The sequence below is a fragment of the Shewanella sp. 1CM18E genome, assembly GCF_023161665.1.
GTDB lineage: Bacteria > Pseudomonadota > Gammaproteobacteria > Enterobacterales > Shewanellaceae > Shewanella.
On the sequence record NZ_JALNTW010000008.1, the window covers coordinates 28,156 to 48,769 of the forward strand.

Below are 20,614 nucleotides of genomic sequence, written 5' to 3' on the forward strand. Positions count from 1 at the left end.
GCCTGTTTTTATATGAATTTTATTTTAACAGTTAACTGCTTTTTACGGATTATAATCAATCAAATTTGATGAAATAACAAAGCTAAAGGTACTGCCTTTGCCGAGTTGGCTGGCGATATTAAGCTCACTTTGATGATGATTTAACGCGTGCTTAGTGATCGCGAGACCTAAGCCAGTACCGCCACTTTGCCTAGAACGTGCACTATCAACTCGATAAAAACGCTCTGTTAAGCGGCCAATATGCTGCGGCGCAATTCCTTCACCATTATCTTTAACGCTAAAAAAACCGCCAGAAGCGATTTTGCGCCAGCTAACCTCAATTTTACCACCGGGCTCGGTATAGCGGATCGCATTAGATATTAAGTTAGAGCACACACTTCGCAGCTGTAGCTCGTTACCGTAAACATCTAAGCCCGGTTCACAATAGAAAGTGACTTCATATTGGTCTTGTGCCAAGGCTAGCGCCTCATCACGTAAAATATCCATCATCTGTGCCATGCTAACTTTAATTTCTAAGTTTACATCGCTTGCATCTTCAATCCGCGAAAGTGCCAATAGTTGCTCTACCATAGAGCGCATACGTGTAGTTTGCTGCTGCATCTGCTCCATGGCGCGCAAATTTGGAGAATCGGGCTCAGCCATTGACTGCATCATTTCCAAATACCCCTGAAGCACTGTTAATGGCGTTTTAAGCTCATGGGAAACATTAGCAACAAACTCTTTGCGCATGCCCTCTAATTGTCTAACTCTGGTAATATCGCGAGCAATGAGTAATAGCTGGCCTGCGCCATACCCCATAATACGAATCTCAAGAATATGCCCTTCAGATTGCGGTGATGGCAATTCAAGCGGCTCATTATATTCGTTGCTTTTAAGGTAAGCTGAAAAGTCTGGGTGGCGAATTAAGTTATCTATTCGTTGACCATTATCTTGCGGCCATACAAAACCTAATAACAGCTGAGCGAGTTTGTTACACCATAAAATATTGTGTTCTGAATCCAATACTACTGCGGCGTCGGGTAATGCTTCTGCCCCTTGTCTAAAGCGACCAAGTAAAAAGGCAAGCTGCGATACACGCTTACGATTTTTGCCTTGTAAGCGATAAATTCCGTTGAATACCCCTTCCCAGCTGCCTCTACCATTAGGTGGCGTTAAGCGGCGATCATGCCATAACCAAAAATTGAGCCTAGAGAGTTGCCTGTAATGCCAAAGTAACAAGCAAAATGAACCTAATAATAAGACCCATACGACTTCACCTAGCAATAAACCAACCACTAAACATAGCGTTAAATAAATAGCTAAATGAGAAACTAAACGGTACCCAGAATATGAATCAAACATATTTAACCAATATTACGACCATACAGGAGGACTTGGCACAAGATAACGTAAAAGCAACCTTGTGCATATGGGAACAATAGTAATCACAATAAATAACATGATCATTCAACGGGAATTCAAAGCTATATAGACAAGACAGATAATTGCAGTAGAAATTACTGATGCCTAACACACTTAAGCCAATATACAGAGCTTTGAAATCCGCACGGCACAAGCCTCTTTACTATTCTATTTGCTTACAGTGTTGAGCTTATCAAGCAATAACAGCTTACTCATCAGTACAGCTTCAATAGAAAAGCCCCGAGGCTCTGAATCAACCACCTATTTAGTGTGGTAGTTATAACAACTAAAGTCTTGTAGAAAAACGATAACCAGCACCACGAACGGTTTGGATTAAGCGGTCATGCCCTGAGTGGGTAACAGCTTTACGTAACCGTCTGATATGTACATCAACAGTGCGATCTTCTACATAGACGTTGGTTCCCCATACATTATCAAGTAGTTGCTCACGGCTATAAACACGCTCTTGGTGAGTCATGAAAAAGTGCAGCAAGCGAAACTCTGTAGGCCCCATATCTAGCACTTGATCGCCAACCGTCACACGATGACTAACAGGATCTAATTGCAAACCTTGAACATCAATTGGATCTTCTAAACATGTTGGCGCACTGCGGCGCATTACCGCTTTAATACGCGCAACCAATTCCTTTGGTGAAAATGGTTTAGTAATAAAGTCGTCAGCACCCACTTCTAGGCCGCGCACTTTATCTTCTTCTTCACCACGTGCAGTCAACATTATGATAGGAATATGACGGGTGAATTCATCTTGACGTAAACGCTTAGCTAATTGAATACCGCTGCCACCAGGGAACATCCAATCAAGCAATACTAGGTCAGGATAAGGCTCAGTTAACATATCTAATGCTGAGTCATAATCCTCGGCAGCCACAGTCGTGTAACCATGCTGTTCCAAAACAAAAGTCAGCATCTCGCGGATGGCTAACTCATCTTCAACTATCAAAATCCGTGCAGTCATAATCGATCTTCTATCAGTGAATTTCTACGATGCTATTATTGGTCACTTTTATGACATTAATATTAAACACCCCGATATTTTGCCATATTAAGTGATATTTTTGTCATAATTATTCTTAGTAGCTTATATCAATAAGCTGAAATAACCGCCACATTGATTAATTTCTGATGCAACTACGCACCTAGAGAAGATTAAACTGTAATTAATATTCACTCTGAATGACTTATGTTGATAAATATTCAGCCAAACTATGCTCAACAACAAGCTCAGTGCTCTGCAAACCCTAACCAGTAGCTCTTAGCACAACAAAACCTCAATTAAACTCCATTCAGCGAAAAGCGTTCAGCTCCGCACTACAACAGCGAATAGTCGACAAGTTCTGCAATTGAGTCGGCGCGCAATTCCTCGAAAACAGTAAGGTTTGTAACCAACTCCCATGCAAACTCCCCCCTCAACAGCAAAGAATACTAGGTGCAGCACTCTATCTGGTGTAGCGCTTACTGCCCGTAAGACGTGACTTTTATAAGAACAGGCTTTTATTTGGCTTGGAAACAGCAAAAGTCTATCAATAGCCAGCTCGTGAGGTTATTTAGGCATCAAAAAAGGGGCTAAATAGCCCCTTTTGATTTATTTCACTAGCAGACTCACTTGTAGCCTTGTTCAACTAGCTTGCTTAAGTCAGCTTAATTTAGAACTTGTGCTCAAGTCCTACACCAAAGTAGCTATCATCGTTGTCGATGTTTTCGTATGAACGATTAGTGTAGAAAGCAAATAGTTTAGTTGGCTTACCTAGCTTGTAATCACCACCTAGCGACCAAGACTCACCTTTATCTTCCATATCTTGATACTGAGCTTTCAATACTACCGCTTCAATCTGGTAAGCAGCACTTAATAGGTAACCTGTCTTGCTTTCAGCGCCTACAGTTGCAACACCGTCGCTACCATATGTTTGCTCTTCTTGCTGATACATACCACCTAGCTTAAAGCCGGCAATTTTACCTTGAACAGTTGCACGTACAACTTCGTAGCCTTTTACATCTGAGTCATAGGCAACAGAAGCGTAAATTGGTGATTTCTTCAAACCTGAATCACCATACATGGCTGCAACACTAAAACCATCTTGTGAATATTGTGAACCCGCGCCATCAGCTGCGTATGTTACACCCACTTTAAAACCACTAAATGATGGTGTGACATAAGTCGCTGTTTGCTCGATACGGTTTTCACCTTTAAATAAATTTTTCAAGTCACCAGACAAGTCATTAAACTGATCTACTTTACCTTGCGATACTTTAAGCATGGTGTCATTACGACCCACTGAGAATGCACCAAAGTTACCTCTTAGACCTACAAACTGGTTACGTGCTTCGAAGTTATCTTTCGACTCATCACCTGTGTCTACTTCATATTCAATTGTATAAAACGCTTCTAAAGAACTGCTTAGTTCAAAAGCACCTTTAACACCAAAACGAGAAGCATTTGATTGAATAGTTGTCGTTGACTCATCGTTCACGTCATTTGACTGTGCAGTGACATTTAGCTTGCCGTATACCGTTAATGGGTCTGCTGCGTAAGCAGAAGAAAGAGTTGCAGTAGTAAGAGCTGAAGCGATTAGAGTTTTACAAAAAACGTTCATCATTTAATCCTTTTGACGTTATTCGTCTTGGTTATTGGTTTGGACGAGCGCCATAATGAAGACGGTTTGTTGCATTTTTATTTCAGTAAAGGATGAATCAAGCCTTGGAAACCACCAAATAAAGCCAGCGCTTTGCTGCAGCCTACGGCTATCAAGGCTTTGAGCATAAGCTATAGAAATGTGACAGTTTAATGAAATGTCATTTTAACTAACTTTATGATCCTCATATGGCGGTTTACCCGAACCCGACAATGGCTTACACTGCGGCTTTAATTTTGACTGAGCACTTAATCTATGTGGTTTAAAAATCTAACTGTATACCGCTTTAACAAGCCTTTCTCTGTTGACCCTGAGTCACTAGAAAAATCACTGGAAGACTTCACTTTCTCTCCTTGCTCAAGCCAAGATATCAGTAAGTTCGGTTTCTCAAAAGCAATGGGCAAGCATGGCGAAACCCTCATTCATACTGCAGGTGACAGACACCTAGTATGTGCAACCAAAGAAGAAAAGATCCTACCTTCTCAAGTGGTAAAAGAAGCACTTGAAGAAAAAGTGAATCAAATTGAAGCTGAAGAAAACCGTAAATTAGCCAAGAAAGAAAAAGATGCGCTAAAAGATGAGATCACCACGACATTACTACCACGTGCTTTTTCACGTCGTAGCCAAATCCGTGCTTTGATCTTGCCTGAAATCCAAATGGTATTAGTTGATAGTTCAAGCGCAGCTAAATCTGAAGAGTTGATGGCTCTACTACGTAAAGCAATCGGCACGTTACCAATCATCCCAATGAGCTTTAAAACACCGATTGAAACTCAGCTAACTGAATGGCTCAAAGAAGGTAAAACACCTGCAGCCTTTGAAATGCAAGATGAAGCAGAGCTAAAGAGTGATTCAGATGAAGGCGGCATTGTTCGTTTTAAGCAGCAAGACTTAAGTGAAAACGAAGTACTGGCTCACATTGAAGTAGGTAAGCAAGTACATAAGCTTGCATTACACTTCGGTCAATCGATTGCGTTTTTACTGCAATCTGATGCAGCGATTAAACGTCTTAAGTTCTCAGAAGAGTTCAGAGCCGGTAATGACGATTTAGGCAACGATGATCCTATGGCTAGATTAGACGCTGACTTTGCACTAATGAGCAGTGAGCTTATTGCATTGATTAACGCTACTGTTGAAGCCCTTGGCGGCCTAGAAGATAGTATCTAATCAATCGTAATGACGTTTGTGTAGAACATATAACTATCAAAAAGGCGCCAATCGGCGCCTTTTGTATTTACCCGTCAATATTACTTAACCGATTTAAACTGACCGTCTTTATCAAATGGCCAATCAACACCTAACCAAGCTTTGAAAAATGCTTTTTGGGCGCGACTTGGTTTTTTAACAGCTTTAATCGCAAGTTTACCGCTTTGTTTTTCACCTAGCTTTAGCTCTACATCTTTAAGCTTATCATTGCTAAACAGCGTCACCTTGATGCTATCGCCTGGCTTAAAATCATTGATGCGTGATGCAAACCCTTCAGCAGTCACCTTCAGTCCATTAATCGCGACAATTTCATCAGCTAGAACAATACCAGCATTCCAAGCTGGGCCGTTACGCAGCACATGAGATAAGACTAAAGAACCTGACTTTAAGGTAACGCCAGTAAACACTTCAACTTTAGCATCTTTGCCATAGGTTAATTCTAAACCCGCTTGCGCCAACATCGCGTCAAAATCTAAGCTTACTGGCGAATTAACATATTGTTGCCACCAGCTTTCATAACTCTTACCCGATACATCAGCTAAAATGGCTTTCACATCAGCAATAGTAAAGCCAGCTGGCAATCTGTGTTCATTGTATAGCTTACGATGCACATCTCGATAAGAACCTTTTAGGTCGGTTGCTTCAATCAACGAAAAATCTAACGCAAGCGAGGTTAAGTAACCTTCTGAATAGATATTAGTGCTGTGGTTAACCGCGTAATCTCCGCCGCTACTAGCCCATTGATTGGCACTCGCACTGGCAATGGATTGAATTTCGCGCCCTGGCGTTTTTTGGCTTTGTGCAACTCGCTTAGCTAAGTCTTCAAAGAACTCTTTTGCTGTCATCACACCAGCGCGTAATAAAAGTTGGCTCTGGAAATAACTAGTTGAACCTTCAGCTATCCATAACAACTCGGTGATCTCTTCATCTTGATAGTTATAAGGAACCAAGCCGTCAGGTCTGTAAGCCTTAACATTCCATGTGTGGATAAACTCATGGGAAGCGGTTTTAATAAAACCTAAATAATCAGCACGCTCTCTATAGCTAAAACGTGGACGCTGAATAATCGTTGAATTCAAATGCTCAGTTGCACCGCGTGCACCACTGGTAGCGTGCACCATATACACATAACGTTCAAACGGGTAGTCGTCCCAAATCACCTCTGCCTGACCGCTCAATTTAGTGAGATCAGTTACCATTTGATCAATATCGTAGTTACCTTCGCCCCAAACAACCAGCTCATATTGGCGACCATCTGCGCTAAATTCGCGGTGTTTACTGACCCCGGTTTCGATTGGTGAATCAACTAAGATATCGTAGTTAGCTGCTGTAAATGAGTGCGCTTTGCTACCGCTATCCATACCCGAATAACTTTTCCAGCTGCTAGGCACTTTAAGCGATACATTAACGGCTTCATTTCTGAACTCAGGACTGTATACAAATGTGCCGCTAGCGTCTAAAAACGCATGAGAAGCATCAATATGGTTCACGCGCTGACCCAGTTTATTCGCATAAAGTTGATAGTTTACCGTTACGCTAGCTGGCTCAGTTAAAGCCACTGTCCACTCGCCACTCGCCGTTCTAGACCAAGGTAATACTTGGCCGTTTGCATCTGTTGCAGTAAAGCTTCTAACAGCATCAGCAAGCGGTAATACTTGATATTTCCCCGTACGCCATACAGGCAAATTTACCACTAGAGAGTCTGCTGTTGTTTCAGGAAATGTGACTTGTACCTTAGCCAAGTGATGTTCAGGGCTGGTTAAGTCAATGGAATAGTCAACATCGGCAAATGCATTAGCACAAGCTAAAGCACTAAAAGTTAAGATAAAGGGAACTACAGGTTTCACTCTCGCGTCCTTCTGTTATTATTGTTTTCGTTGAGTCAGAAAAATATAACATTAGACTTAATTAGGCCAATAGAATTACAAAAATAGCCACTTAATCTAACGATTAAGTACAAGGATCGGCATTTTAATGCATATTTTCATAACCCTACTCTCAGTTTTATTCCTGTCACTCATTAGCTGTACTGCCAATGCGGCGCCAGATGATGAAGTCTTAACCGAAGTGCAGTTTCGCGAAAACCCTAAGGTATTAGCCCGAAGCATCAATAACGAGATCCCCTCTTTACCTCGGTTTACTTCGCTGAACCAATTTACTGAGTTTTCTAAACGGCACCTGTTGTCTGCGCCAGAGTTAATGCGCAACCTTCAATTATCAGCACGCTTAAAGATGGATCTTTATGATAAAAGTAAAGACAGATATATCGTTGCCAATGGGCTGATTGAACAGTTAGAACAGATCAGTATCAGCGACTTTGACAAAAGTTACTTATTAATGCTTAAAGGGCGTTATGTCGGCCGCAGTCAACAAGACTTCAGCAGCGCAATAGACTACTACCAGCAAGCGATAAGCTTAATTGAGCAATCAAACAAAAGCCCTGACAGGGTGCTGCTTTATACCTTGCATGAAAATGTCAGTGTTATGCATATGATTTTACGTGAACCCGACACGGCTCTTATTCATCTACAAAAATTGTCAGCAGTTGCTAAAGAAATTGACAATGACTACCTCATTGCTCATGCAGAATCGGTGCTCGGCAAGTTTTTTTACAAACAAAATCAAATTGGCAAATCGCTATCGCACTATAACGCAGCAATTAAGCGCTCTCTCGGCGACAAAAACTCATCTCAAAATGCCCATATTGAGCTGCAACTTTCCCGAGTTTATCGTGACTTAGAGTCATGGGATGAAGCATTAGCATCCGCTAGCAGTGCTGCCGAGTCATTCACCCGTTTAGGAAATGATAATTACGTGTCATCAGCAATGACCGTTATCGCTATGGTGTATGCTAACCAAGAACAATGGTACCAGGCCGTTGATTACTACCTTAATGCCCAACAAATCGAACGAAGACTCGGTAATGAAATTGGCTTAGCACTCAATCTGCATAACCTGGGTGAAGTCTATTTTAAGATTGGCGACACCAAAAACTCGCTATCAAACCTTAAACAAGCAAATACCATTTTCAGCGCTAGAAATAGCGAACACTATCTGGTGTACAATGACCTGCTCATTGCCGAAGTCAGCGCAAGTATAGGTAATTGGCAGGACGTAGCGGAGTATGCCACTAAAGCAGAGAAAATAGCTGAATCGAAACAATTACTCAACGAGCAAAGTGAAGCGCTTGAACGACACGCTAAGGCACAAGAGCAGTTAGGTAAATTTGAGCAAGCCTATAATAGTATGCTTAAACTTAATGGTATTCGCGCTCAAGCGGAGCCATCATCTGACGAATTTGATTTAAAGCAATCAAAAATCAAAGAGCAGAAGCTCGACCTTAAGCTCAGCAAAATTGAAAAGCAGTTACAGCAAAAAAGTAATCAACTAAATATCGCCCACTTAATCAGTCTTATTTGTGTATTCATTTTATGTCTTCTACTGCTATTACTCATCAAGCAATGGCGACTAAAAAACAAAGCGAAGCTTCTCAATGACACATTACAACAAACTCAACTATTAGAGCCATTTACTCAACAGGCTAATTATTTGAGCTTTAAATTTGACTATGACAAGGCTAACCACAGTCAGATTAAAACTCTTGCGCTTGTTTCGTTATCAGATCAAATCAACTCAGATCTCACTCAAGGCTACGAGTGCAACGCAAACATGAACAAGCAGCAATTATTAGCTATCCAAAATAGCTTGAGCTGCAAAAGCTACATTATTAGACCTGGTGTCTTTTTACTGAGCTTTGACAGCAATATAGAAGCTAATCACCTATTGACTAAGCTCAGAGAGATCCTTGAGCAAAACCATGGCCAAACTAGCCTGCATATGGGTATTTTGCATCTGCCACTATTGGCCGACCCAGCAATTAAGCTTAGCGCAGCACAACACTTTGCTAGTTTACAAATGATGTTATCAGCGGCTAAAACCTTAGGTAGCAATCAAGATTACTTTGTAACCATGAAAACGCTCAACTTTGCTTCAGCAGGAATTTTCAGCAAGCCACTCTACCTTAATATCGAAAAAAGTATTGTGCGCGGTATAGTCAAAGTTGAAACCAATGGTAATAAAGACGATATCCTTTGGCCGAGGTGGAAGAGCCATCAAAATATTGATCTTAATGATGACAAAGTCGCCATTTAAACCATTACAAGCTAACAGTGGGTGATGTTAATTTCTCTTTTAAGAAACTACTGTTAAGATAACCACTTAATCGATAAGTTAATTTTATTATTGCGTAATTTATAAGGGTACAACAAAGCATGAAGGATGCCGCCACCAGTACATCTCAGGTCAATATGTTGCAGCAGAAGCTCTATTCTGCAAGGCAGGCGATCGACGAGATGAACGAAGCGCAAAATGAAAAGCTACAGATCCTTATGCAGTTTATTGGACAACTTAGCCTAGCCTGTAAAGGGCAAAACCTTGAGCTAGACAATAAGTTAGCTAAATTACGCCATAAATTAGCCAGTTTTAGCCAAGTTGAAGACTCGCTAGCAGATTTAAATGAAGCCGATACCATATTAAAACAACAATATGGTCGAATCATGCTGCAACTTGAAGATAGCCGCCAAGCATTAAACAATATGGTTGGCCAAATTCAACGGATCCAGTCATTACCAAGTAAGCTAAAGCTAGAAATAAATTACTTTAAAAAAGAGCTCAGCAAACCACTTCATACTTATTGGGACTATATTCCTAAGGTGGAAAAAGTGGTTAATTTTTATGATGAGATCTTAAAAGAACAGTTCAACTTAGGCGAACAGTTTGAGATCCTACCTCGCCATCGTCAATCGGCCCATGAGCTCGCTCAGCTATTATCTGAAATCGAATTTAGAAAAGAACAGCGTGAACAAATTGCCGAAATAAAAAAATCCCTGACTGAAGAGTTTGAGCTCAATACCCTACTCGACGCTTATCAAGTTGTGCTGGGCTTATTGCTCGATAACATCGCCCGAGAAAAGACCGCCTCACAAGAGTTTTTATACGTTTTAAATAACGCATTAAGCAATGTACAAGAGGTGGTTACTGAGTCTTACAGCCATTCAATAAAGAGTTTTCAGGTTGCTAAGCAACTTAATCGGGATATCAATGGTCAGGTCGACAACGTCGGTGAAGCCGTTATAGAAGTTGATGATATTGATGAACTCAAAAGTCAAATCACCACTCATTTAGCCTCGCTTCGTAAGGCTCTAGGCCGTAAAGAGTTGCTTGAGAATCGCGAGCAAGCACATTTAAAACAATCGGTGGAGGCGTTACGTCAAGAGCTTAAAGAGTTAGGCAAAGAAACCGAATCGTATAAAGAGCGCTTGTTTGAACAGCAGAAGCTTAATCTACTCGATTCACTGACTCAGCTACCCAATCGCAGTGCGTTAGAAGAGCGTATGGATATTGAGTATCGTAATTTTCAACGTACTAACCAACCGCTGTGGGTCGCCGTAGCCGATATCGACCACTTTAAAACAATTAACGATAGCTTTGGCCACAGCACAGGCGATAAAACCTTGCAAGTCATTGCTATGGCGCTTAAAAGTTCGTTACGAGAATCTGAATTTGTCGCTCGTTATGGCGGTGAAGAGTTCGTATTGTTACTACCCAATATTGCAGAAAGTGACATCCTCCCCTTGCTCAATCGAGTAAGAGAAAAAGTAAAAAGTATACCGTTTAAGTTTAAAAATCAGAGAATTACCGTTACAGTGTCTATAGGTGCAGCGCAAATTATTGAAAATGAGCTCATCAACGAAACATTTGATAGAGCAGACGCCGCACTATATAAAGCCAAAAACGAAAGCAGAGATAGAGTCATCGTCGACTTTTAAGCATTGCCTCCCAAGGTAACACCCGTTACCGTCATGCCTTTATGGGACAGCTTGTCTATCACTGCTTAAGGAGTTGCTATGATAGTAAAAATTAGTCCGCGAGGAAGTCTTGATCAACTGTCACAATTAGAAGTTGATCGTTTGAAGCAGAACGCTAAAAGTGAGCTTTATCAGCTATACCGCAGTTGTTCACTTGCTGTGCTCGCGTCAGGCCTGCAAAGCGATAATGCTGAGGGGCTATTCACTCAATTCAGTGATTTTAATATTAATGTGCTGCGCCGAGAACGCGGCATTAAAATCGAGCTTACCAATCCTCCACAGGAAGCATTCGTTGACGGTGAGATTATTGCCGGGATCCAAGAGCACCTATTTTCAGTGCTTAGAGATATTGTCTACATCAACGACAAGTATGAAAACCTCAAACACATAAACCTGACCAATGCTAATCACATTACCAACGTAGTGTTTGATATTCTGCGAAATGCTCGCTCTATGCCGCTACTAGACCCCAATATTGTGGTTTGCTGGGGCGGTCACAGCATTAACGCTATCGAGTACCAATACACTCGAGAAGTGGGTTATGAGTTAGGTCTGCGTAAACTTGATATCTGTACTGGTTGTGGTCCAGGAGCGATGGAAGGACCGATGAAAGGCGCCGCTATTGGTCACGCTAAACAGCGAATCAACCATGCTAGATATATCGGCTTAACAGAGCCCAGTATTATTGCCGCTGAGCCACCAAATCAGATTGTTAACGAGCTAGTGATTTTGCCGGATATCGAAAAGCGTTTAGAAGCGTTTGTACGCCTAGGTCATGGTATTATTATCTTCCCTGGCGGCGCCGGTACTGCTGAAGAGTTACTGTATTTACTTGGTATTTTGCTTAACAAAGATAACCAAGATATTCCTTTCCCATTGGTGCTTACTGGCCCTAAAGAAAGCGAAGATTACTTTTTGAAAATTGATGAGTTTATTGCAGCTACATTAGGTAAAGAAGCTCAAAGTAAGTACCAAATCGTGATTGACGATCCGGTAAAAGTTGCCCGTATTCAAAAGCAAGCGATGGAAGACATTAAGAAATTCCGCAAAGAAAATGGCGACTCTTATCAATATCAATGGTCATTAAAGATTGAGCCCGAGTTCCAATTGCCGTTTGAACCGACTCACGAGGTAATGAGTAATTTGGACTTGCATTTCCAAGCCAATAAAGCTGAACTCGCGGCCAACTTGCGTAAAGCTTTCTCTGGCATTGTTGCAGGTAACGTGAAAATGGATACCATCAAAGCCATTGAAGCAAACGGGCCTTTTGAGCTAAAAGGCGATCCAAAACTCATGGCTCTTATGGATGATCTTCTCGCCGCATTTGTCTCGCAGCAGCGTATGAAGCTACCCGGTAGTGAATATGTGCCTTGCTACAAAGTTATTAAGTAACCCAACACAAGCATTTAGATGAATAAATTTCTTATTATCGATGGCATGAACCTAGTGCGGCGCATTCACGCCGCACAACCTAATGAGTCAGATGTATCAGGCTTAAAAGAACGTGTTAATGGCGCTTGCCGTAAACTATTAAAGTTTCATCAACCAACACATGTGGCCATTGTATGGGATGGTGACGCCATCTCTTGGCGTAAAGCCTTATATGAAGATTACAAAAAAGGTCGTAAACCAATGCCTGAAGCACTGGCTAATACCTTAGCAGATCTAAAAGCCTATTTAGCAGAGCAGCAAGTCAACTCAATAGAAGCAGAATCTGAAGCTGATGATGTAATTGCAACCTTAGCCACCAAGCTTGCTAGTAATAACGGTGAAGCGATTATTGTTTCTACTGATAAAGGTTTTTGCCAACTATTTCATCCAGCAATTAAGCAGTGGGACCACTTTAATCAAAGCTATTTAACTATCGAAGATATGGAACAGAAACTTCATATCGAGCGAAGCCAACTGATTGACTACCTGGCATTAGCTGGCGATAGTGGCAATAAGATCCCCGGCGTCCCGGGAATAGGACCAAAATCTGCCGTTGAATTACTTAAAATATTTCGCTCTTTAGCCAATATTTATAGCTCAATTGACAAAGTCGGCTCCAAGCAAGCAAACAAGTTAGAAGCCGGTAAACAGATGGCTCGCCTTAGCTATAAACTCGTACAACTACAGATAGATATACCATTAAACGTTAATCTCAAGCAGTTTAGAGTTGAATCCCCCACACCAACTTAACACCACAACTGTTAACATAAAGTTGCATTTATAACATTTACCCTTGCGCATTCTAGTAGTATCTTGACTCAATTAGGAATGCGTGAAGGATGCACTGTTAGCATGAAATCTAGACTCCCCGTGGTTATTATTAGCCTTTTTGTCACCTACGTTGCCTTTGTTGCAGTTATTATGGTGTTTTATAAACCTACTCCGGACGAAATGAGCTGGGAAGATAGGCAAGCCTATAATCAAGCAATGCTAACCGATCTAACGCTTGGTCAACCTATTGCTGATATAAAAACCATCTTTGGCAAAGCTGATTTTAGCGAAGCCAAGATCTCCAACGACGATACTTTGCAGATCTTGTTTTATCGCACACACCATAAAACATCAGACGGACAAACCTCAAAAGAAGAGTGTACACCTCTATTATTTAAACAAGGCAAACTTATCGCTTGGGGGGAAGCTAGCTACCAGCAGTATTTAGCAAGCCATATTGATGGTTAGTTTTAAACTTAGAAAGTTGCTCTAGAAAACAAATAGCAGCGTCAATGTTCGCTGCTATTTTAGTCATATACTGATTACGGTCATACGGGTTTAGCTTCTTTTTGCTCTTTCTGCCGCTGTTGAGCTTCTTCTAAACGCTTGAGCTCAAGTAATCTCTGCTGCTTTGCAGCTTGCTCTAGTTTATCATGCGGTATTTTATTGGCCTCCCATTCTGGTTCACCTTCAATAGCTGCGAATGTTATGCTCGAGAACGATAAGGCTAGACCGACTAATACCATCCATTTAAGGTTTTGAACGTTATTCATCTACACTCCCTGTTTATGAATTAGTGCTACGATTTGTGATTTATAAAACTATTATGGTTGTAAATAATTAGACGCTTAATCAAGAAGTAAAACCATCCTTGTTAAACGCTGCGCCAAAATTCAATCCACTACAATTTGACACTCGTTAATCCTAGACCAAGGATCCAGACTTAGCAGGCTATTTTTTATTGATAATTGACCACGACAAAATATGGCGCTAAATTGCTCACTTTGAATAAGTCGCTTTGAATAAGTCACTTTGAATAAGTCGCTGTAATTAATTTAGCTTAAAACCTTAAACGCACCTTGTAAGCCTTCTACCGCCATCTGCGTACCAATAACCGCCAAAATAAGCCCCATCATTCGAGTTATAGCGCCTAATGCAGCAGTGCCTAAGTAACTGACTAAACGGCCACCAAAAATAAAGAACACATAAGTGATGACGCATAATGCGGCAAATGAACCAATGGTACTAATCAACTCAGGTACGCCACCAGCTGCGGTATAATTCATTGCCGTTGCAATAGTCCCAGGGCCAGCTAGAATAGGCAATGCGAGCGGCGATACTGCCACACTGAGTTTAGCCTCTAAGCTCTCATCCTCAGGCTTATCTTTGTCATGGTGCACCGTTGACTGATTGCCTTGCAGCATATGAAATCCAATTAAAAACACCAATAGGCCACCGGTAATTCTAAAAGCTGGCAAAGAGATCCCAAACAGGTTGAATATAAACTGCCCCGATACCGCAAATAAACTAACAATCACAAACGCAATAATAAGTGCTCTAAATGCGATTAAGCGGGTTGTCTTCTCATCGTAGTCAGAGGTTAACCCCAAAAAAATCGGCACATTGGCAATTGGATTCATAATGGCAAAAAAGCCCATAAATACCGCACCAACATGCATCCAAATTCCATCCATAAATCACTTCCTTATATTAACTCTTACGACTGCTTGTTAAATAGCATTATGCAGAGTTCTGAGTTTAATACGAGTATTTGCTTAAGCTAATAAAGTCAACTTATACCAATCAATATAAGCATTTGTTCGCTCTTAGAGAGTTTAGCGGTTGGAATATGTCTAAAAACAAAAATGCCGAGTTGTTAACTCGGCATTTGTAGATAATTAGACCACTAAGCTAAAGGCTAGTTAGCTTTCTTATACTCAGTATAGGCTTCACCTTGACTCAACCACTTTGGCGCAGGTGCCCCTTTGAGGTAATGGTCAAAGTACTCCATCATACGAAGACTATAGTCGAGCTTATTTGGGTATTTTTTCAAATGATGTGGTTCATCTTGATACTGTAAGAACACTACATCTTTACCTGCACGGCGCATAGCCAAATACAGCTCAACACCTTGCTCCCAAGGCACCGCATCGTCTTTATCGCCAAACATAATCATCATTGGCGTTTTAATGCGCTCAACATAAAACACTGGCGAGTTTTCAATATACTTTTGTGGCGAACTAAATAAGCTCTCACCAATACGGCTTTGACCAGTTTCATACTGGAACTGACGCGCTAAACCACTACCATGACGAATACCGCTGTAAGCACTGGTCATGTTAGATACTGGCGCACCTGTTACCGCAGCTTTAAAAATATTGGTCTTTGTTACCGCAAATGCTGTTTGATAACCGCCCCAAGAGTGACCTTGAATACCCACAGCATTTGGATCAGCAACGCCAATATCGATTAAATGCTGCACGCCAGAGGTTAATGCCTGCACAGATGAGTCACCAGGGTAACCCACTTCAAAACGAATATCCGGCAAGAAGATGGCGTAACCATTATCTGCAAACCAAGCAAAGTTAGGTCTATGGTTAATCTTCATCTGTGGGAAAGCGTGCAATCTATCACTCATAAAGCGATAAAAATAAACTAATACCGGATAACGCTGACCTTCAACATAATTAGTTGGTTTAATTAATACGCCATCTAAAGGTTTACCATCACCGTTTGTCCAATGCACTAATTCAGATTGCGCCCAATTAAAGTTATCACGCTGCTTATCTAAGTCAGTTTGACGCGTCGCATTTTGCGGACTGTTATAATCAGCACTGTAAAGATCTGGGAACTGGTCATAACGCTCTTTCGAGTAAATAATTGTGCTAGCATCTTTACTACGCGCCAACATTTTAAGCTTGTAATCACCATCCATAAATGATGTTACACCTGCAACTCCCAGTTGTACTTGATAAAAGCCATCACCTTTAGTTTTATCGTGATAGCCCTGAACCAATATTTTTTCATCAGTGGCAAGCACATTTGGCGTATCTTCATCTTCAACTAACCCGGTAACCCGGTATTGAATTTGCTGCTTACGCCCCTCGCCTGCTGTTAGCATAAAAGTATCGTGCGAAGTGGTATCTGTTTGCCAAATATCGAATTTATCGTACAGCAATAAACCTGCATCATCGGCAACCCAAGGGCCAAAACCATAGCCTGGTGCATTTGATGGGTAGTCGTGATCTTCATTCGCAAACGATACACCTAAGTTTTTAGTGATATTCGTGCGGCGATCTTGCGCTATTTCATAGAGGAAAACATTGCCGTGTAAGTAATAAGCAACAAACTTTTCACCCGGGGATAATACAGGATCGTCCGAGCTACTTTGCTGAGTTAGCAATGGAATTTTGCGGCCAGTATTTAAATCAACAAGATAATAATCACGATAAAAACCCGCCCAAGTGATCATCTTGCGATAAGGTAAGTCTGAGCTAGCCAATACATAACGCTTTTGTTGCTGCACCTCGATATCAGGCACTTGTAAGTCAGCCAATTGCACCAGGTTATTAGCATTTACATGCAGTACAGCCAAGTAGGTACGCTTCTGCTCTTTCTTATATTGCTTTACTTCATGTGGTTTGATGCGCGGGTCATCGCCATGCCACACTCTTAACTCACGTGCAGAGGTGATAACGCTTTGATCATATAAGTCAGCCTCTGACTCCACTTTAGCAAGCTCAATTTGTTGACTGACCTGTGGAACCCGGCCAAAGAATAAACGCTGGCTATCATCAGAAAAGCGCAGTTCTGCGTATCTATTTAAGGTCCAGTCATCAGCCTTAGGTGCTGCAATCAATTTGTTGGTTTCAAGATTCAACAAAGATAATTGATACTCACGACCATAGGGTAAAGCCTCTGCATTACCAAAAGTAAAACCTAAATATTTACCATCATGACTTAAGGCTATTGAGCCAACTTGCTGTTGTTTAAAACTCTTTACTATCGAGGCACTATTGTTGGCAAGTTTAACCAATCTTAGCTCGTGTTTATTGGTTTCAATATTATTTATTGCTAAAGCGAAATTAAGTCCTGACTTATCGAAATTAAACGCTGTAACATCATTAAACTTAATTGATTTAAGGTTATTAAGGTCAACTAGTTCAACCAATGAGCCTTTATCAAAATCATCTACTTTTGTTTCACTTTCAGCATTTTTTGCTTTAGCGGCTGATTTTTCATCTTTTTTCTTTTCGTCAGCTTCAAACCAAATGGCCAAATGGCTGCCTGTGTCATTGAATTCAAAAGATTTAACACGCTCGTAACGTACTTCTTCACCAGTACTAGTATCGAGTAGTATTAAGCCAGCTTTCAACTTTTTCTTTGCTTTCTTACTCGCCTTTTCAGAATCAAGTAAAGGTACAGCATCCACAAAAGCCACAAAGCGACCATCATGGCTTATTTTTGGCTTGCTACCACCAGCAACATTAAACTGTTTATTAGCGATTAAACTTTTCACAAATCCATGGCTATCGCCGCGGTCTGGCTCAACTTCAACCGCTAGCATGTTACCGTTGTCAGACAAAACAGGCTTATTAAGCGATTCAAATCGCATAATATCATCGGGGGTGATGCTATTTGTCGCAGCAATTAAGTTTGCAGATAACAAACTTGTCGAGAATAGCAATAATGACTTTATTGGTAGTGACTTCAAGGTCTTCCTCATTATTATTTTATTAGACTAAAGTAGACTTTTTAGGCTTCTGGCGAACAATCATCGTCATAAGCAGTTATTTATGCAAGTTAGCCTACAGAAAAAAACGTGAGATTGCTCACTATTTACTGTGAAAGTTGTTTAAAAGTGTTTAAAATACCTCGCATAAAAAGAAAATATATCAAGTTACTTATCATGCCGTGTGGCATGGTTAGACAATTGCAGTAACGCCTAACCCTGGTAGGACTATCCATGACAAAAAGAACTATAACCGTTATCCCTGGTGATGGGATTGGCCCAAGCATTATCGACTCAGCACTAAAAATCCTTGATAAAGCTGGTTGTGATTTTGAATATGAATTTGCTGATGCTGGCTTAGTTGCTTTAGAAAAACACGGCGAATTACTGCCTCAGCGTACGCTAGAGCTTATCGAGAAAAACCGCATTACTCTTAAAGGCCCACTAACAACTCCTGTTGGCGAAGGCTTCACTTCTATTAACGTAAGCCTACGTAAGCAATTCAGCCTATACGCTAACGTGCGTCCTGTTTTATCTTTCAAAGGCACCCAGGCTCGTTACGATAATATCGATATCATCACAGTACGTGAAAACACTGAAGGTATGTATTCAGGCCTAGGCCAAACAGTATCTGATGACGGTGCAACCGCTGAAGCGACAAGTATTATTACTCGTCAAGGCGCAGAGCAAATCACCACTTTTGCTTATGAACTTGCTCGTAAGGAAGGTCGCAAAAAGGTCACTATCGTTCACAAAGCTAACATTATGAAGTCGACTTCTGGTTTATTCCTAAAAGTTGCTCGCGAAGTGAGTCAACGTTACCCAGACATCACGACTGAAGAAATGATTGTTGATGCGACTTGCATGAAGCTAGTGATGAACCCAGAAAACTTCGATGTGATTGTTACGACTAACCTATTTGGTGACATTCTATCTGATCTTTGTGCGGGCCTTGTTGGTGGTCTAGGTATGGCGCCAGGTGCCAACATTGGTAGCGATGCAGCTATCTTTGAAGCGGTACACGGTAGCGCACCTGATATTGCAGGTAAAAACTTAGCCAACCCAACTTCAGTTGTTCTAGCATCTATTCAAATGCTTGAATACTTAGGCATGGGTGATAAAGCAGAGCTTATCCGCAATGCGATTACTGCTGTAATTGAAGAAGGCGACCGCACCACGCGCGATCTTGGTGGTACTCACGGTACGACTGATTTCACTCAAGCTGTGATTGAGCGTTTATCTTAACCTGCTTAAATAGCAGAATTAATTCTGCCATTTAAATAAAAAGACCCTATGTTTTCACATGGGGTCTTTTTTTATCTGTGTTCGGATAGAATTAATACAATCTAACCGACTAACTTTCTAGCTTATTTTTACCAAGGCTGAGTTGGACGTAGGCAAAGGTGAACAGTCACTTCGTCTCGGTCATGGTAAAGATGCTTAGCCGCGATAGAAAAATCATCTACGCCATTTTCTTTTAAAATCTCAGCCATAGTCTCAAGAATGGTTGAAACTTCTTTATAACGCGCTTTCATTGGCAGCTTAAGGTTGAAGATAGACTCTTTAAACCAACCATTGATTGCCCAAGCTTCGATAAGCTCAGCTACGCGAGATGGCTTTTCAATCATGTCACAAACAAGCCAAGTAATATTCTTTCTTGGTGGTTCAAATCTAAAGCCGTCTGCTTGATAGTGTTTTACCTGGCCGGTGTCCATTAAGCCTTGATCCATCGGACCGTTATCAACAGCAGCGACAAACATACCACGGCGAACTAGCTGGTATGTCCAACCACCTGGGCAAGCACCAAGATCTACCGCTTTCATACCACTACTTAAACGCGTCTCTTGCTCATCTTTTGGAATAAAGTGAATGAAGGCTTCATCAAGCTTTAGCGTTGAGCGACTTGGCGCATCAGCAGCAATCTTAAGTCGTGGGATCCCCATAAAGTATGGCGAGCTATTGTTACTCAATGAGTAACCCACATACGCTTGGCCTGACGCCACAAAACATACATGAATAATTGGACGCTTAGTGTTTTCTTTTTCAAGCAAAGTGCCTGATTTTTTCAAAGCTTGACGCAGCGGTACTGTAAACTTGCGGCAGAAATTAGACAGCTCTTTTGCTTCGTTTGTATCTGGCGTTTCAACACGCAGTTCACCGGCTTTGTTTACTTGCGCTAGTGCTTCAACAATTGGGCTAATTCTATCTTGCTCAGGTAAACCTTTTAGCAGTTCTTTTGCCGCAAACATCTGTCTGGCAAAAATAAGTGAGTCTAGGCTGATATTTTTCGCCAAAACTTCTGCATCGCCAGCTTGAAAGCATTGAAAAATCACATAAGCATCGTTGTTGTTAGTTTTTACAAAACCACCAATATCGAGCTCAGCCGCACGCACTTGGATCTCTGCAGCGCAATCTTTCTCATAACCAGCACGGCAAAATAAAAATAGGTTTATCATTGAATTTCCTGAAGATAAAAATAGTATCAATCAAAGTGTCGCGACAAAATCTCTGACACAAGCTTTCAAAAGCATAGCGTTTAAACAACCAGCGTAATT

General features: G+C 41.2%; 15 protein-coding genes. 7 read left to right on the forward strand and 8 right to left on the reverse strand.

Annotation, left to right across the window (positions count from 1 at the left end; all coding sequences use genetic code 11):
• Nucleotides 1-42: 42 nt before the first annotated feature.
• The 3 genes from phoR to MSG37_RS12030 form a co-directional block, all read right to left on the reverse strand.
• Nucleotides 43-1,341, reverse strand: coding sequence for a phosphate regulon sensor histidine kinase PhoR (phoR, locus tag MSG37_RS12020; RefSeq protein ID WP_248470904.1), 1,299 nt, complete (start codon nt 1,339-1,341; stop codon nt 43-45).
• 346 nt (nt 1,342-1,687) lie between these two features.
• Complete coding sequence (gene phoB, locus MSG37_RS12025) at nt 1,688-2,377, reverse strand: phosphate regulon transcriptional regulator PhoB (RefSeq protein WP_028769061.1); 690 nt, start codon at nt 2,375-2,377, stop codon at nt 1,688-1,690.
• Nucleotides 2,378-3,065: 688 nt separating this feature from the next.
• Complete coding sequence (locus MSG37_RS12030) at nt 3,066-4,016, reverse strand: porin (protein WP_248470905.1); 951 nt, start codon at nt 4,014-4,016, stop codon at nt 3,066-3,068.
• Between the two features lie 291 nt (nt 4,017-4,307).
• On the opposite strand from MSG37_RS12030, the gene rdgC reads away from it, so the two are divergent.
• Nucleotides 4,308-5,219, forward strand: a complete 912-nt coding sequence (rdgC, locus tag MSG37_RS12035) for a recombination-associated protein RdgC (protein ID WP_248470906.1) — start codon at nt 4,308-4,310, stop codon at nt 5,217-5,219.
• An 80-nt stretch (nt 5,220-5,299) separates the two neighbouring features.
• On the opposite strand, the gene MSG37_RS12040 is transcribed toward rdgC, so the two are convergent.
• Nucleotides 5,300-7,105: a PDZ domain-containing protein gene (locus MSG37_RS12040; protein ID WP_248470907.1), complete on the reverse strand. Its 1,806-nt coding sequence runs from the start codon at nt 7,103-7,105 to the stop codon at nt 5,300-5,302.
• A gap of 127 nt (nt 7,106-7,232) precedes the next feature.
• On the opposite strand from MSG37_RS12040, the gene MSG37_RS12045 reads away from it, so the two are divergent.
• From MSG37_RS12045 to MSG37_RS12065, 5 genes are all read left to right on the forward strand, one after another.
• Nucleotides 7,233-9,410, forward strand: coding sequence for a tetratricopeptide repeat protein (locus MSG37_RS12045; RefSeq protein WP_248470908.1), 2,178 nt, complete (start codon nt 7,233-7,235; stop codon nt 9,408-9,410).
• A 119-nt stretch (nt 9,411-9,529) separates the two neighbouring features.
• Entirely contained in the window at nt 9,530-11,086 is a 1,557-nt protein-coding gene (locus MSG37_RS12050; protein ID WP_248470909.1) for a GGDEF domain-containing protein, read from the forward strand.
• A gap of 78 nt (nt 11,087-11,164) precedes the next feature.
• A complete protein-coding gene (ppnN, locus tag MSG37_RS12055; protein ID WP_248470910.1) occupies nt 11,165-12,517 on the forward strand; it encodes a nucleotide 5'-monophosphate nucleosidase PpnN in 1,353 nt (450 codons plus the stop codon).
• 18 nt (nt 12,518-12,535) lie between these two features.
• On the forward strand, nt 12,536-13,306 hold the full coding sequence (gene xni, locus MSG37_RS12060) for a flap endonuclease Xni (protein WP_248470911.1): 771 nt from the start codon (nt 12,536-12,538) through the stop codon (nt 13,304-13,306).
• Nucleotides 13,307-13,408: 102 nt separating this feature from the next.
• Nucleotides 13,409-13,795, forward strand: coding sequence for a DUF3192 domain-containing protein (locus MSG37_RS12065; protein WP_248470912.1), 387 nt, complete (start codon nt 13,409-13,411; stop codon nt 13,793-13,795).
• 80 nt (nt 13,796-13,875) lie between these two features.
• Here MSG37_RS12065 and MSG37_RS12070 read toward each other — a convergent pair whose 3' ends face one another.
• From MSG37_RS12070 to MSG37_RS12080, 3 genes are all read right to left on the reverse strand, one after another.
• The gene (locus MSG37_RS12070; protein WP_248470913.1) at nt 13,876-14,100 is read right to left on the reverse strand and encodes a hypothetical protein; all 225 of its coding nucleotides are present in this window, start codon (nt 14,098-14,100) and stop codon (nt 13,876-13,878) included.
• Nucleotides 14,101-14,382: 282 nt separating this feature from the next.
• On the reverse strand, nt 14,383-15,021 hold the full coding sequence (locus tag MSG37_RS12075) for a MarC family protein (RefSeq protein ID WP_248470914.1): 639 nt from the start codon (nt 15,019-15,021) through the stop codon (nt 14,383-14,385).
• Nucleotides 15,022-15,245: 224 nt separating this feature from the next.
• Entirely contained in the window at nt 15,246-18,041 is a 2,796-nt protein-coding gene (locus MSG37_RS12080; RefSeq protein ID WP_248470915.1) for a prolyl oligopeptidase family serine peptidase, read from the reverse strand.
• A 252-nt stretch (nt 18,042-18,293) separates the two neighbouring features.
• Between MSG37_RS12080 and MSG37_RS12085 the strand changes: the two genes are divergently transcribed.
• Complete coding sequence (locus tag MSG37_RS12085) at nt 18,294-19,304, forward strand: isocitrate dehydrogenase (RefSeq protein WP_248470916.1); 1,011 nt, start codon at nt 18,294-18,296, stop codon at nt 19,302-19,304.
• Between the two features lie 128 nt (nt 19,305-19,432).
• On the opposite strand, the gene rlmM is transcribed toward MSG37_RS12085, so the two are convergent.
• Nucleotides 19,433-20,515 (reverse strand): 23S rRNA (cytidine(2498)-2'-O)-methyltransferase RlmM, encoded by a 1,083-nt coding sequence (gene rlmM, locus MSG37_RS12090; RefSeq protein ID WP_248470917.1) that lies wholly within the window; start codon nt 20,513-20,515, stop codon nt 19,433-19,435.
• Between the last annotated feature and the right edge of the window lie 99 nt (nt 20,516-20,614).